This window comes from Streptomyces sp. NPDC052396 (genome assembly GCF_044593195.1).
GTDB lineage: Bacteria > Actinomycetota > Actinomycetes > Streptomycetales > Streptomycetaceae > Streptomyces.
This window is the reverse complement of record NZ_JBIUAW010000001.1, coordinates 242,259-255,619: the sequence shown is the minus strand read 5'-3', so window position 1 is coordinate 255,619 and position 13,361 is coordinate 242,259. Positions and strand designations below refer to the sequence as shown.

The window sequence follows — 13,361 nt, the reverse complement described above, 5'->3', positions numbered from 1 at the left end:
CGAACAACGACCGGACGCCCTCTGGCAAACCAAGTGAACCAGCGGAGCTACGCGCTCTTCTCGTGCCGCTCCCCCGCCTCGGAGCCCCGAGTCCTGGGCACCAGGGTGGGGTTGACGTTGGACTGCACCACATCCGCGGTGATGACCACCCGGGCGACATCCTTCCGGGACGGCACCTCGTACATCACGGACATCAGCACCTCCTCCATGATGGCGCGCAGCCCTCGCGCCCCCGTGCCGCGCAGGATCGCCTGGTCGGCGATGGCCTCCAGGGCGGGGCGGTCGAAGTCCAGCTCCACACCGTCGAGTTCGAAGAGCCGCTGGTACTGCTTCACCAGGGCATTACGCGGCTCGACCAGAATTTGGAGCAGCGCGGCGCGGTCCAGGTTGTGCACCGAGGTGATCACCGGCAGCCGGCCGATGAACTCCGGAATCATCCCGAATTTGACCAGGTCCTCCGGCATGACCTCCTGGAACTGGTCACTGGCCTCGATCTCGCGCTTGGAGCGGATGGTGGCGCCGAAACCGATGCCCTTGGCGCCGGCCCGGGCCTCGATGATCTTCTCCAGGCCGGAGAACGCACCGCCCACGATGAACAGCACGTTGGTGGTGTCGATTTGGATGAATTCCTGGTGCGGGTGCTTGCGGCCGCCCTGCGGCGGAACGGAGGCGGTGGTGCCCTCCAGAATCTTCAGCAGGGCCTGCTGAACGCCCTCACCGGAGACGTCCCGGGTGATCGACGGATTTTCGCTCTTTCGGGCGACCTTGTCGATCTCGTCGATGTAGATGATGCCGGTCTCGGCCTTCTTGACGTCATAGTCGGCGGCCTGGATCAGCTTCAGCAGGATGTTCTCGACGTCCTCGCCGACATAACCCGCCTCGGTCAGCGCGGTCGCGTCCGCGATGGCGAACGGGACGTTGAGCATCCTGGCCAGGGTCTGCGCGAGCAGCGTCTTGCCGGAGCCGGTGGGGCCCAGCAACAGGATGTTGGACTTGGCGAGTTCAATGCCGTCGTCGCGGTTGTGACCGCCGGTCTCGCCGGCCTGGACCCGCTTGTAGTGGTTGTAGACGGCGACGGACAGGGCTTTCTTGGCGGCCTCCTGGCCGACGACATAGCCCTCGAGGAATTCATAGATCTCACGGGGCTTGGGGAGTTCCTCCCAGCGCACCTCGGAGGTCTCCGCGAGCTCTTCCTCGATGATCTCGTTGCAGAGATCAATGCACTCGTCGCAGATGTACACACCAGGACCCGCGATGAGCTTCTTCACCTGCTTCTGGCTCTTGCCGCAGAACGAGCACTTGAGCAGATCGCCGCCGTCACCGATGCGTGCCACGAGGTGCTTCCCCTTCGCCTGGGATCCGCCTTGTTCTGCGAACCCGAGTGCTTGTCTATCGACGGTACCTTGCCGGGCCCCCCGTGCGGGCCCCCCTTGTACCTACTCGGGCCAAGGGGGGTACCGGCGGCACTGTGTCCGAGAATGAATCCCCAGCGGAACTCAGACCGACACGGACGACTTTCGCGTGGACACGATCTGGTCCACCAGACCATAGGCGAGCGCGTCCTCGGCGGTGAGGATCTTGTCGCGCTCGATGTCGTCGCGAATCTTCTCGATCGGCTGGGTGGAGTGCTTGGCCAGCATCTCCTCCAGCTGGGTGCGCATCCGCAGGATCTCCTGCGCGGCGATCTCCAGGTCGGAGAGCTGCTCGCGGCCGGTCTGACTGGACGGCTGGTGGATCAGCACCCGGGCGTTGGGCAGTGCCATCCGCTTGCCGGGGGTGCCGGCGGCCAGCAGGATGGCCGCGGCGGAGGCCGCCTGGCCCATGCAGACCGTCTGGATGTCGGGCTTCACAAACTGCATCGTGTCGTAGATCGCGGTCAGCGCGGTGAACGAGCCGCCCGGCGAGTTGATGTAGATCGAGATGTCCCGGTCCGGGTCCATCGACTCCAGGCACAGCAGCTGCGCCATGACGTCATTGGCGGAGGCGTCGTCGATCTGGACCCCGAGGAAGATCACGCGCTCTTCGAAGAGCTTGGCGTACGGGTCGTACTCACGGACGCCCTGGGAGGTGCGCTCCACGAAGCGCGGGACCACATAGCGCGCTTCGGCCTGCGGGCCGGTGTAGAGGCCGCTGAGGCCGCTCGCTGCGGAGAAGTTGTTCATGCGGGTGTTCACCATCCTGATGGCGATCGGTGGGCTGGGATGACGGCTGTCGAGCGGTGTGCCGGGGCTCAGGCCCCGGTGCCGCCGCCGCCCGGAACGCCGGCGGCGTGGGTGATGATCTCGTCGATGATCCCGTACGCCTTGGCCTCCTCCGCGGTGAACCAGCGGTCACGGTCACCGTCGCGGATGATCGTCTCCACGGTCTGGCCGGTGTGCTCGGCGGTGATCTCCGCCATCCGCTTCTTGGTGCGGAGCAGCTGCTCGGCCTGGATCTTGATGTCCGTCGCCGTACCACCCAGGCCCGCGGAGCCCTGGTGCATGAGGATGTCGGTGTTCGGGAGCGCGAAGCGCTTGCCCGCGGTGCCGCCGGTCAGCAGGAACTGGCCCATCGAGGCCGCGAGGCCCATGCCGATGGTGACCACGTCGTTCGGGATGTACTGCATGGTGTCGTAGACCGCCATGCCGGCCGTCACCGAGCCGCCGGGGCTGTTGATGTAGAGGTAGATGTCCTTGTCCGGGTCCGCGGCCAGGAGGAGCATCTGCGCCGTGATCTTGTTGGCGATGTCGTCGTCCACCTGCTGGCCGAGGAAGATGATCCGCTCGTCGAGCAGTCGGCTGTAGACCTGGTCGCCGAGGCCACCACCGATGGAAGGTCCGCCGGCGGCGGAAGGCATCAGATTCGTCACGTGATCCACCTGCTCGTCTCTGACGGCAACGGGCCGTCTCCGCGTCTTCACTCGCGGGCCGGGGTTCGCATGGACCGGTACGGTTCCGGCGCGCTCCAAGTCTTCCCCTGCCCTCGTATCTACGGACCCTAACGCGCTGGTCGGCGGGCGCCATCCCGCATTCGGAACTGTTCGCTCTGAGCGCAGGTTGGCTTGCGGCCGCAGTGTGCGTACGGGCCCGGCCGCCACCCCTCGGGAGGGTGCGACCGGGCCCGTACCAGCGACTACCGGGCTGAGGCTCAGGCCTCGGTGGAGGTCTCGGCCTCGGTGGCCTCGTCCTCCTCGTCGTCCAGGTTGACGACCTCGCCGTTGCTGTCCTTGACGGTGGCGGCCTCGACCACGGTGGCCAGCGCCTTGCCGCGGGCGACCTCGCCGACCAGCATCGGGACCTGGCCGCCCTCGACGACCGCCTGGGCGAACTGGTCGGGGGACATGCCGGAGGACTGAGCGCGGCGCATCAGGTGCTCGGTGAGCTCGTCCTGGGCGACCGACAGCTTCTCCTTGTTGACGATCTCGTCCAGGATGAACTGGGTCTTGATGCCCTTCTCGGCCTGCTCCTTGAGCTCGGCCTCGAACTCCTCGGCGGACTTGCCCTGGATCTCCAGGTACTTGTCCAGGGTCAGGCCCATCTGGCCGAGCTGGTGGTGCTCGAGGTTGTGCTTGCGGGTGTTCACCTCGTCCTCGAGCAGCTTCTCCGGCATCGGGACCTCGACCAGCTTCAGCAGCTCGTCCAGGACCTTCTCCTGGGCCTGGGTGGCCTGGTCGAACTTCTTCATCCGGCCGAGGCGCTCACGGCTGTCGGCCTTGAGCTCGTCCAGGGTGTCGAACTCGCTCGCCAGCTGCGCGAACTCGTCGTCCAGCGCGGGCAGTTCGCGGGCCTTGACGGCGGTGACGTCAACCTTGACCTCGGCCTCCTTGCCCTCGGCGGAGCCGCCCTTGAGCTCGGAGGTGAAGGTGGCGGAGCCGCCGGCCTCCAGGCCGGTGACGGCCTCGTCGATGCCGTCCAGGAGCTGGCCGGAGCCGATGGTGTAGTCGATGCCGGTGGCGACGCCGTCGGCCAGCACCTCGCCGTCGACCTTGGCCTCCAGGTCCACGGTGACGATGTCACCCTCGGCGGCGGCGCGCTCGACCGGGCTGGTGGTGGCGAAGCGCTCACGCAGCTGCTCGACGGACTTCTCGATGTCCTCGTCGGTGACCTCGACGGCGTCGACGGTGACCTCGATACCGGAGTAGTCCGGGATCTCCAGGGCCGGGCGGATGTCCACCTCGGCGGTGAAGGCCAGCAGCTCGCCGTCCTTCAGCTCGGTGATGTCCACCTCGGGCTGGCCCAGCGGGTTGAGCTCACCCTCGTTGACGGCCTCGGTGTAGAACTTCGGGAGCGCGTCGTTGACGGCCTCCTCCAGCACGGCGCCACGGCCGAAGCGCTGGTCGATCACGCGGGCGGGGATCTTGCCCTTACGGAAGCCCTTCACCGTGACCTGCTGGTTGATCTTCTTGTACGCCGCGTCGAGGCTGGGCTTGAGCTCCTCGAAGGGCACCTCGACAGTGAGCCGAACCCGGGTCGGGTTCAGGGTCTCCACGGCGCTCTTCACGGTTCGGTCTCCTTGGGGCTGACTTCTGGAATTCCGCTGAGGTCCTCAGCTGGCCGCGCCCGGTAGAGACACACAGACGCGCAGCTTGCATAGTAACCGTACGCAGGATGGAGCCCACAAGGTGATCTTGCTGGTCGGGGTGGCCGGATTCGAACCGACGACCTTCCGCTCCCAAAGCGGACGCGCTACCAAGCTGCGCCACACCCCGTCGGTGCGAGACGTAGGGTACATGTCCGCGGCGTGCTCGGACGCCGGAATAACCCAGGAACCGGGCCGGACCATGGGGGGTGTGCGAGGACCCCGGAGAACCCGCTACGATGCACGTCAGTGCCACGCACCCCCACAGGGGTTCGAACGGTGCGCGCGGGCGTAGCTCAATGGTAGAGCCCCAGTCTTCCAAACTGGCTACGCGGGTTCGATTCCCGTCGCCCGCTCCAGTACGCCTCCGGCCCCCGGGCCGGAGGCGTTGTGCTTTCCCGAGGCGTTTCGTTTCTCCGTCGTGCCGCCCCGGCGGGCGGCCTCAGATCTTGACGTTCTGGATGGTCCGGGCGATCGAGTCCAGGAAGGTGTGGATCGACGGCGCCAGGCCGCTGGAGGCCAGGAAGAAGCCGAAGAGCATCGCGATGAGCGCCGGGAAGCCCTTGATCTTCCCGTTGCGGGTCATCACCACGAGGATGATCCCCAGCAGCAACACCGTGGACAGTGAGATGGCCACAACTGATCACACCCTCGGTCAAAAGCACCTGCCCGGCCCACCGCGGGCCCCCTCCGCACTTATGGTGCCACCAACTGGCGCTGCGTAGGGGCGCAGTGACGATTCATCGAGCAGGTGCTCCGGTCGACAAAGGATCGATTTCGGCCGTTGGGGCGGAAGTCCGTTGCGATGCGGGCGGTTTGGGCGGTGTGGGGCGCGCGACTAAGGTGCCCGGTGTGTCCTCCACCACCATGGCGCAAGCCGCGGCGTCCGTGCCCGCCCAGGACCCCGGCACCGGCCGGCCCCGGGACACAGGCGCCGCCGGACAGCGCGACCCCTTCTTCGACAACGCGAAGTACCTGGCGATCGTGCTGGTCGCGCTCGGCCACTCCTGGGAGCCGCTGACCGACAGCAGCCGGGCGGCGATGGCGCTGTACCTCACCGTCTACGCCTTCCATATGCCGGCCTTCATCCTGATCTCCGGCTACTTCTCGCGTGGCTTCGACCTCGGCCCGGCCAAGCTCAAGCGCTTGGTCAGCGGGGTGCTGGTGCCGTATTTGATCTTCCAGGTGCTCTATGTCGCTTTCCAGCGCTGGCTGGAACCCGACGCCCGGCCGGACGCCTTCTCCCTGGTCAACCCCTGGTACCTCAACTGGTTCCTGGCGGCGCTGTTCCTATGGCGGCTGACCACTCCGATCTGGCAACTCGTCCGGTGGCCGGTCGCGGTGTCCTTTGCCATCGCGGTGGTGGCCGCGTGCACCCGGGATGTGGGCAGTGATTTCGATCTCATGCGGGTGCTGCAGTTCCTGCCCTTCTTTGTGATCGGACTGCGGCTGCGGCCGGAGCACTTCGCACTGGTCCGCCGGGGCTGGGTGCGGATCGCGGCGGTGCCGGTGTTCGCCGCCGCGGTGGGGGCCGCGTACTGGCTGGCGCCCCGCCTGGACAGCGGCTGGCTGTACCACAACTCCAGCGTCCAGGACCTCCACCAGCCGGCCTGGGTCGCCCCGTTCAGCACCCTGGCGCTGTTCCTGACCGCCGCGGTGCTCACCATCGCCTTCCTGGCCTGGGTGCCCCGCCGCCGCACCTGGTTCACCGCGCTGGGCGGGGGCACGCTCTACGGCTATCTGCTGCACGGCTTTCTGATCAAGGCCTCGCGCTGGTACGAGTGGTACGACGCGGCCGCCTGGATCCGCCGCCCGGTGGGCGAGCTGGTGGTGACCGTGCTGGGCATCGCGATGGTCACGGCGCTGTGCAGCGCGCCGGTGCGGCGGGTGCTGCGTCCGCTGATGGAGCCGCGGATGGACTGGGCGTTCCGCCGGACGGACTGACCGCCCCTCACAGTCCCCGCAGGGCACCGGCGAGTTGGGCCACGCCCTCGGCGATGGCGGACGAGGGACTGGCGGCATAGCCCAGCACCAGTCCCGGCTCTCCGGGGCGCTGCCGGTGCCAGGACAGCGGTTGGGCCTTCACTCCCCGGGCCAGCGCGGCGGCGGCCAGCTCGGTGTCGGCGAACCCGGCCGCGAAGGTGATCGTCAGATGCAGCCCGGCGGCGGCGCCCCGCACCGTCGCGCCGGGCAGCAGTTCCCGTACCGCCCGCACCATGGCGTCCCGCCGCGCGCGGTGCCGGCGGCGCAGCAGGCGCGAGTGCCGCTCCAGCTCGCCGGATTCCATCAGGTGGGCGAGGACCAGCTGGGGCAGCGCGGCATTGCCCAGGTCGGTGCAGCGCTTGGCCTCGATGACGGCGTCCCGGTGGGCGGTGGGCACCAGCAGCCAGCCGATCCGCAGCGCGGGGGCCAGCAGCTTGGACACGCTGCCCGTGTACCAGACCCGCTCCGCCAGCATCGACCGCAGCGCGGGCACCGGCGGCCGGTCGTAGCGGTGCTCGGCGTCATAGTCGTCCTCGATCACCAGTCCGCCCGCGGCGGCCCAGCGCAGCAGGGCCCGGCGCCGCTCGCCGCCGAGCACCACCCCGGTGGGGAACTGGTGGGCCGGGGTGAGCAGCACGGCCGGGGCACCGCAGCGGTCCAGCGCCGCCACATCCACGCCCTGTTCGTCCACCGCCACCGGCGGGGTGTCCATTCCCCAGTGCGCCAGGTGCTGGCGGGCGCCCAGGGAGCCCGGGTCCTCCACGGCCACCCGCCGGATGCCGTCCGCCGAGAGCGCCTGGGCCAGCAGTCCCAGCGCCTGGGCGGTACCGGCGGTGATCAGCACCTGGTCGGGGCCGGCCCGGAAGCCGCGGTAGCGGGCCAGCCGGTCGGCGACCGCCCGGCGCAGCTCCGGGGTGCCCCGGGGGTCGGTGTAGCCGAAGGCGGCCGGGGTGAGCCCGGCCAGCACCGCGCGTTCGGCACGCAGCCAGGCGGCCCTGGGGAACGCGGCCAGGTCCGGCAGCCCGGGTGAGAGGTCGATCCGGGCCGGTGCGGTGCGCAGCACATCGAAGGCGTCCGTGCCGGGGGCGGCGGTGAACGGTGAACCGGCCTCGGCGGACCGGCTGTTGGACGGCCCCGGCGCGGTCCCGGTGGACGGTACGGCCGCGGTCAGCGGGGCGGCGACCACGACCGTACCGGCGCGGCCCCGTCCGGCGATATGTCCGTCCTCGCCCAGCCGCCGGTATGCCTCGGTGACCAGGCCCCGGGAGACCCGCAGTTCGGCGGCGAGCACCCGGGTGGCAGGCAGCCTGCTGCCCACCGGCAGCCGGCCGTCACCGATCGCCTGGCGCAGCCGTCCGGCCAGCCAGTCGGCCCGGCCGCCGGGCGGTGCCTGGCCGATGTCCAGCTGGAGGAAGTCGGCACCGGCCGTTGTGGACCTGTCGATGTCTGCTCCATTGGACCTGTCCATGGGGCCATTGTGGCGAGAGGGTCGGATCATGAACACGGGTTATGTACATGGGTATTCGGCCGCCGAGGCGCGGCGGCTGGACGATCAGGCGGATGTGCTGGCCGAGTTGCTGCACTCGGGCACCGAGTTCGCGCCGGGCAGCCGGGTGTTGGAGGTGGGCTGTGGGGTCGGCGCCCAGACGGTGCGGCTGGCCGGGGCCCGTCCGGGGGTGCGGATCGTCGCCGTGGACTCCTCGGCCGACTCCCTGGCCCTGGCCCGGGAGCGGGTGGCGGCCCAACTGCCCGGGGCCCGGGTGGAGTGGCTCCAGGCCGATCTGCACCGGCTCCCCTTCCCCGAGGGCAGCTTCGACCACCTGTTCATCTGCTTTGTCCTGGAGCATCTGCCCGACCCCCTGGCGGCGCTGACCGCGCTGCGGCCGCTGCTGCGCCCCGGCGGCTCGGTCACCGTGATCGAGGGCGACCATGGCTCGGCGTTCTTCCACCCCGACAGCCACTACGCCCGGGCGGCCATCGGCCACCAGATCCGGCTGCAGTCCGCGCACGGCGGGGACGCCCTGATCGGCCGCCGGCTGCGCCCGCTGCTCGGGGCGGCCGGCTTCCGGGAGGTGGTGGTCACCCCGCGTACGGTCTACGCGGACGACGGGCATCCCGCGCTGGCCGAGGGCTTCACCCGGAACACCTTTACCGCCATGGTCGAGTCCATCGGGGCGGAGGCCCTGGCGGCGGGCCTGACCACGGCCGCCGACTGGGAGCGGGGGATCGCGGACCTGCGCCGTACGGCGGAGGCCGGGGGGACCTTCCACTACACCTTCTTCAAGGCGGAGGCAGTTGCCTGAGCGGAAGGGGTTACCGGGGCGGCGACGGTATGGAGTTGGCCCGCCAGAGGGTGACCAGCGCCGGGTAGCGATCGTCCGGCCGGGCGCGCAGCCGGCAGACGATGCGGTGTTCGACACAGCACTCCGCCTCGCCCCGGTGCCGGGCGGCCCGGCCGTCCGGGCCGACGCACCACCGCTCATCGGCGGGCACCTGGGCGGCGGGCAGCGGGCTGTGGCCCTCGAGCAGTATCAGCTGGCCGTCCGCCGTGCGGTACCGCGGTTTGCCGGCTCCGCACTCGGGGCAGGGCGCGGTGTTCAGCCGTTCCCAGTCCGTCCAGCAGTCGGGGCACAGCAGGCCCTGCCAGGGCCAAGCCCGGTGCCGGACGGTGTCGTTGCCGGTTTCGCTGCCGGCGGCGCACCGGCCGCAGTTTCCCCCCATGTCCGCCATATCGGTAGGATCCGGCGGATGTTGGCCGCAGCCCAGTCCCCCGGCCGGCCAACTCCCCTCGTTGCCGGTGGTTACGGGCGTGACCCGGGACGCCTGCCGCGCCGCCGGGCGGCTCGCAGGGCTGCCCGGGCCGCCGGGCCGGGCGTCGCATTCCGCACCACCCGGCGGAGAGCCGCAGCCGGGCGGATACCCCAGGCCCCCGGCGCGTGGGCGCACGCGCCCGTGCTCACGCGAACCGGTGGCTCCTGCCGCGATCTCATGTGCGCACCACGGCGGCCCTAGTACGGTCGGGCCGCGCGATCTGACCGGCCCTGCCGACCGCGAGAGGAGCGGTATGCCACCGACCATCCCCCTGCCGGCCGCCCGGTGCCGACGCCTCGGCACGGAGCTGCGCAGACTCCGGGAGCGGGCCGGCCTCTCCGCCGCGGAGGCCGGTGGCCGGATCGGCATATCCCCGGCGCGGCTGAGCGATATGGAGGCCGGGGGCCAGCGGCTCAGCGCGGAGCAGGTGCGGACGCTGGCCGGCGCCTGTGGCGGGGCGGACGGGCCGCTGGTCGAGGCGCTCGCCAGGATGACCGGCGACCAGGGCCACGGCTGGTGGGAGGGGTACCGGGACCGGGTGCCGTCCGGTCTGAGCGACCTGGCCGAGCTGGAGCACCACGCCACCGCGCTGCGGGTCACCCAAGTGGTCAACATCCCGGGGCTGTTGCAGACCGCGGACTGCGCCCGGGCGGTCTTCCGCGAGGCGGTGCCGCCGCTGCTGCCGCATGAGATCGAGGACCGGGTCTCGCACCGGCTCAAACGCCAGGCGCTGCTCTACCGGGAGTCGTCACCGCCGTACACCGCGATCGTCCATGAGGCCGTGCTCCATATGCAGTTCGGCGGTCCCAGGGTGGCCAGGGCGCAGCTGGAGCAGCTGGTGGCGCTGAGCGAACGCCCGGGGATCACGGTGCTGGTGATCCCGTTCCGCACCGGTTTCCCCAGTACCGGGCTGGGCGTCGACTTCTGCCGGGGGCCGGTGCCGCAGCTGGACACGGTGGTGCTGGACGTCGCCTGCAACGCCGTGGTGATCGACGAGCCGGTGCGGCTGAACACCTACCGGCTGATGCTGGACCGGATGCAGCGGGTGGCGCTGGATCCGGAGCCCTCCCGCGATCTCGTCCACCGGGTCGCCAAGGCGATCTGAGCCCCGCCGGCCGGACAGCACCTACCGGACCGAACCTAGTGGCGGCAGATCAGCAGCAGTGCCCGGTCGTCGTTGACGTCCTTGGCCACCGCCTCGATCAGATGCCAGGCCGCGCCGGCGAACCCGGAGGCCACATAGCGGTCGGCGGCTCCGGTGAGCCGGTCGATGCCCTCGGTGAGTTCGCGTTCGGCGGTCTCCACCAGGCCGTCGGTGAACAGCATCAGCACATCGCCGCTGCGCAGCCTGCCCTTGACCGAGTCGAACTGGGCGCCGTCGTAGACGCCCAGCAGCGGGCCCTCGGCGGACTTCTCCTCCCAGCGGCCGGTGCCGGCGCACAGATGCAGGCCGGGGACATGGCCGGCCGAGAAGAGCTCGTAGTCGCCGCTCTCCAGGTCCAGCACCAGGTGGACGGAGGTGGCGAAGCCCTCGTCCCAGTCCTGGCGGAGCAGATAGCCGTTGGCGGCGGGCAGGAAGGCGTGCGGCGGCAGGGAGCCGAGGAGTCCGCCGAAGGCGCCGGAGAGCAGCAGGGCGCGGGAGGCGGCGTCCATGCCTTTGCCGGAGACATCGGTGAGGACGACCTCCAGGGTGCGGCCGGCGTTGGTGCGGGCACCGACCACGAAGTCGCCGGAGAAGGACTGGCCGCCGGCCGGGCGCAGCGCCATCTCCCGGTGCCAGCCGCGTGGCAGCTTGGGCAGCTTGCTCTGGACGCGGATGCGTTCGCGCAGGTCGAAGAGCATGGTGCCGCCGCGCCGCCAGGGCACTCCGACCCGGCTGCGGAACTGGGCGATCAGCAGCCCGAAGAAGCCCACGGCGGCCACCACCAGGATGGTGCCGGGGGTGACCCGGTCGGCGCCGTAGGCGTAGGGGTCCAGTACGGCGGACTCGACGATCAGCGCGGTGGCGGCGGTGGCGTAGAGGCCGAGCAGACTGGCGGGACGCAGCAGCAGTCCGCCGGCCACGATGGGCAGCACCAGGGCGGCGGGGGCGCACCACTCGGGCTGGGCGATGGTGCCGATGGCCAGGGCGGGTACGGAGAGCAGCAGGGCGGTGAGGGCCAGCCAGTCGGAGCCGTCGCCGCGGAAGTAGTCGACTCCGGACTTGCGCACGCTGGTGCGGACCCGGTGCAGTGCTTTGCGCATCCGGGCCGTCGGGGTCTCCGCACCGCCAGTCATTGCTTCGGGACCTTATCCACCCATTCGGCGGTGCGTCGATTCACGCCGCGCCGACACGACAGCCTGGGCGCGACCGAGCGGACGCCCCGGAAGCAACCCTATGCGAAAGTCGTTCGCCCGCACGGGTATACAGCGCGGGGCATGGGTTTCAACGGGTGGTCGGCGTGTCAACGGCGCGCCGTACAGGGCGTGAACCGCATGGAGAGCGCGCGGGGGCGCGTATGGAAGCCCGGGGCGGCGCTCGGTGATCGGTGGCGGGGTATGCGCGCCGGCGGCCGCCCGTCGCGGTGCCACGGGACCCTGGTTTCAACGGTGTTGGCAGCCGGGGCACCAGAAGAGGTTGCGGGCGGCCAGGCCGGCGGTGCGGATCTCGCCGCCGCAGATATGGCAGGACTGTCCGGCGCGGCGGTAGACGTACACCTCGCCGCCGTGGTCGTCCACCCGGGGCGGGCGGCCCATGACCTCGGGGGTATGTTCGGGCCGCACCGTGTCAATGCGGTTGTTGCGTACGCCCTCGCGCATCAGCTCCCCCAAGTCGGCCCAGATCGCGTCCCATTCGGACCGGGTGAGATCACGGCCCGGCCGGTAGGGATCGATCCCATGCCGGAAGAGGACCTCCGCGCGATAGACATTGCCCACTCCGGCGATCACCTTCTGATCCATCAGCAGCGCGGCAATGCTGCTGCGGCTGCGGGATATCCGGGCGAAGGCGGGGGCGGGATCGGTGCCGGGGCGAAGCGGGTCCGGTCCCAGCCGGTCGTGTATCGCCTGCTTCTCCGCATCGGTGATCAGCGCACAGGCGGTGGGGCCGCGGAGGTCGGCATGGGCGTCCGGGGTGGCCAGCCGCAGCCGCACGGTGTCGGTGGGCGGCGGGACGGGGCCGCGTCCCAGCGTGTACTTGCCGAACAGGCCCAGGTGGACATGGATCCAGCCGGTCGGCCGGAAGTCCAGGAACAGATGCTTGCCATGGGCCTGGGCCCCGGCCAGCGGCCGGCCGTCGACGAGGGCGGCGCTGTCGGCGAACTTGCCCTGGGGGCTGGTGACGCGCAGGGGTCGCCGTGCCGGGAAGAGGGCGCGGTGGTCCGCCGCCAGGCGGTGGATGGTGTGCCCTTCGGGCAAGGAGTCCTCCGGATGCGTCGGCCCTGCGGCCGGCGGCGCTGTACCGCCGGCCGCACGCCGTCTGGGGCGGGTCAGCCCTGCTGCGGGTGGTGGGCCGGGATCTCGGGGAGTTCGCCGGTGGTCTCGTACCGGCTGAGCATCTCGATCCGGCGGCTGTGACGCTCCTCACCGGAGTACGGAGTGGCGAGGAAGATCTCGACGAACTTGACCGCCTCCTCCTCGGAGTGCATCCGGGCGCCGACCGAGATCACATTGGCGTCGTTGTGCTCGCGGCCCAGCGCCGCCGTCTGCTCGCTCCAGGCCAGGGCGGCCCGTACGCCCTTGACCTTGTTGGCGGCGATCTGCTCGCCGTTCCCGGAGCCGCCGATCACGATGCCCAGGCTGTCCGGGTCGGCCGCGGTCTTCTCCGCGGCGCGGAGGCAGAAGGGGGGGTAGTCGTCCTGGGCGTCATAGATGTGGGGCCCGCAGTCGACGGGCTCATGGCCCTGGGCCTTCAGCCATTCGACGAGGTGGTTCTTGAGTTCGTAACCGGCATGGTCGGAGCCGAGGTACACGCGCATGCGTGCAGTCTGACATGCCGGGGAAGCCGTCACTCTCCTCGGGCGAACACACAC

Annotated in this window: 13 protein-coding genes and 2 tRNA genes; 4 read left to right on the top strand and 11 right to left on the bottom strand. The window is 70.4% G+C overall.

What is annotated here, in order from left to right:
- Positions 1–47: 47 nt before the first annotated feature.
- The 5 genes from clpX to ACIHFE_RS01200 form a co-directional block, all read right to left on the bottom strand.
- On the bottom strand, positions 48–1,334 hold the full coding sequence (gene clpX, locus ACIHFE_RS01220; protein WP_400103293.1) for an ATP-dependent Clp protease ATP-binding subunit ClpX: 1,287 nt from the start codon (positions 1,332–1,334) through the stop codon (positions 48–50).
- A gap of 162 nt (positions 1,335–1,496) precedes the next feature.
- Positions 1,497–2,177, bottom strand: coding sequence for an ATP-dependent Clp protease proteolytic subunit (locus ACIHFE_RS01215; protein WP_277751825.1), 681 nt, complete (start codon positions 2,175–2,177; stop codon positions 1,497–1,499).
- A gap of 53 nt (positions 2,178–2,230) precedes the next feature.
- Positions 2,231–2,836, bottom strand: a complete 606-nt coding sequence (locus ACIHFE_RS01210; protein ID WP_400104383.1) for an ATP-dependent Clp protease proteolytic subunit — start codon at positions 2,834–2,836, stop codon at positions 2,231–2,233.
- Between the two features lie 290 nt (positions 2,837–3,126).
- Positions 3,127–4,479 carry a trigger factor gene (gene tig / locus ACIHFE_RS01205; protein WP_400103291.1) on the bottom strand — a complete coding sequence of 451 codons (1,353 nt, stop codon included), beginning with the start codon at positions 4,477–4,479 and terminating at the stop codon, positions 3,127–3,129.
- Between the two features lie 131 nt (positions 4,480–4,610).
- Positions 4,611–4,687, bottom strand: a tRNA-Pro gene (locus ACIHFE_RS01200).
- Positions 4,688–4,842: 155 nt separating this feature from the next.
- Between ACIHFE_RS01200 and ACIHFE_RS01195 the strand changes: the two genes are divergently transcribed.
- Positions 4,843–4,916 (top strand) — tRNA-Gly (locus ACIHFE_RS01195).
- Between the two features lie 83 nt (positions 4,917–4,999).
- Here the strand turns inward: ACIHFE_RS01195 and ACIHFE_RS01190 are convergent.
- Entirely contained in the window at positions 5,000–5,194 is a 195-nt protein-coding gene (locus ACIHFE_RS01190) for a hypothetical protein (protein ID WP_400103289.1), read from the bottom strand.
- A 215-nt stretch (positions 5,195–5,409) separates the two neighbouring features.
- On the opposite strand from ACIHFE_RS01190, the gene ACIHFE_RS01185 reads away from it, so the two are divergent.
- Complete coding sequence (locus tag ACIHFE_RS01185; protein ID WP_400103287.1) at positions 5,410–6,501, top strand: acyltransferase family protein; 1,092 nt, start codon at positions 5,410–5,412, stop codon at positions 6,499–6,501.
- A 7-nt stretch (positions 6,502–6,508) separates the two neighbouring features.
- Here the strand turns inward: ACIHFE_RS01185 and ACIHFE_RS01180 are convergent, their stop codons facing one another.
- A complete protein-coding gene (locus ACIHFE_RS01180; protein ID WP_400103285.1) occupies positions 6,509–8,008 on the bottom strand; it encodes a PLP-dependent aminotransferase family protein in 1,500 nt (499 codons plus the stop codon).
- Positions 8,009–8,036: 28 nt separating this feature from the next.
- On the opposite strand from ACIHFE_RS01180, the gene ACIHFE_RS01175 reads away from it, so the two are divergent.
- On the top strand, positions 8,037–8,843 hold the full coding sequence (locus ACIHFE_RS01175; protein ID WP_400103283.1) for a methyltransferase domain-containing protein: 807 nt from the start codon (positions 8,037–8,039) through the stop codon (positions 8,841–8,843).
- Between the two features lie 10 nt (positions 8,844–8,853).
- Here ACIHFE_RS01175 and ACIHFE_RS01170 read toward each other — a convergent pair whose 3' ends face one another.
- Positions 8,854–9,270: a DUF6083 domain-containing protein gene (locus ACIHFE_RS01170; RefSeq protein ID WP_400103281.1), complete on the bottom strand. Its 417-nt coding sequence runs from the start codon at positions 9,268–9,270 to the stop codon at positions 8,854–8,856.
- Between the two features lie 334 nt (positions 9,271–9,604).
- On the opposite strand from ACIHFE_RS01170, the gene ACIHFE_RS01165 reads away from it, so the two are divergent.
- Positions 9,605–10,456 (top strand): helix-turn-helix domain-containing protein, encoded by an 852-nt coding sequence (locus ACIHFE_RS01165; RefSeq protein WP_400103279.1) that lies wholly within the window; start codon positions 9,605–9,607, stop codon positions 10,454–10,456.
- A gap of 35 nt (positions 10,457–10,491) precedes the next feature.
- Here the strand turns inward: ACIHFE_RS01165 and ACIHFE_RS01160 are convergent, their stop codons facing one another.
- The 3 genes from ACIHFE_RS01160 to ACIHFE_RS01150 all read right to left on the bottom strand — a co-directional run bounded on the left by ACIHFE_RS01160 (position 10,492) and on the right by ACIHFE_RS01150 (position 13,307).
- A complete protein-coding gene (locus tag ACIHFE_RS01160; protein WP_400103277.1) occupies positions 10,492–11,628 on the bottom strand; it encodes a PP2C family protein-serine/threonine phosphatase in 1,137 nt (378 codons plus the stop codon).
- Between the two features lie 306 nt (positions 11,629–11,934).
- A complete protein-coding gene (locus tag ACIHFE_RS01155) occupies positions 11,935–12,747 on the bottom strand; it encodes an Fpg/Nei family DNA glycosylase (protein ID WP_400103275.1) in 813 nt (270 codons plus the stop codon).
- 71 nt (positions 12,748–12,818) lie between these two features.
- The gene (locus ACIHFE_RS01150) at positions 12,819–13,307 is read right to left on the bottom strand and encodes a ribose-5-phosphate isomerase (RefSeq protein WP_400103273.1); all 489 of its coding nucleotides are present in this window, start codon (positions 13,305–13,307) and stop codon (positions 12,819–12,821) included.
- Positions 13,308–13,361 lie beyond the last annotated feature (54 nt).

Excerpts from the sequence above, each read along its gene's own strand:
- ACIHFE_RS01175 (WP_400103283.1), top strand. The coding sequence starts at position 8,037 with ATGAACACGGGTTATGTACATGGGTATTCGGCCGCCGAGGCGCGGCGG.
- ACIHFE_RS01160 (WP_400103277.1), bottom strand. The coding sequence starts at position 11,628 with ATGACTGGCGGTGCGGAGACCCCGACGGCCCGGATGCGCAAAGCACTG.
- ACIHFE_RS01150 (WP_400103273.1), bottom strand. The coding sequence starts at position 13,307 with ATGCGCGTGTACCTCGGCTCCGACCATGCCGGTTACGAACTCAAGAAC.
- ACIHFE_RS01165 (WP_400103279.1), top strand. The coding sequence starts at position 9,605 with ATGCCACCGACCATCCCCCTGCCGGCCGCCCGGTGCCGACGCCTCGGC.
- ACIHFE_RS01180 (WP_400103285.1), bottom strand. The coding sequence starts at position 8,008 with ATGGACAGGTCCAATGGAGCAGACATCGACAGGTCCACAACGGCCGGT.
- ACIHFE_RS01210 (WP_400104383.1), bottom strand. The coding sequence starts at position 2,836 with ATGCCTTCCGCCGCCGGCGGACCTTCCATCGGTGGTGGCCTCGGCGAC.
- ACIHFE_RS01170 (WP_400103281.1), bottom strand. The coding sequence starts at position 9,270 with ATGGCGGACATGGGGGGAAACTGCGGCCGGTGCGCCGCCGGCAGCGAA.
- ACIHFE_RS01215 (WP_277751825.1), bottom strand. The coding sequence starts at position 2,177 with ATGGTGAACACCCGCATGAACAACTTCTCCGCAGCGAGCGGCCTCAGC.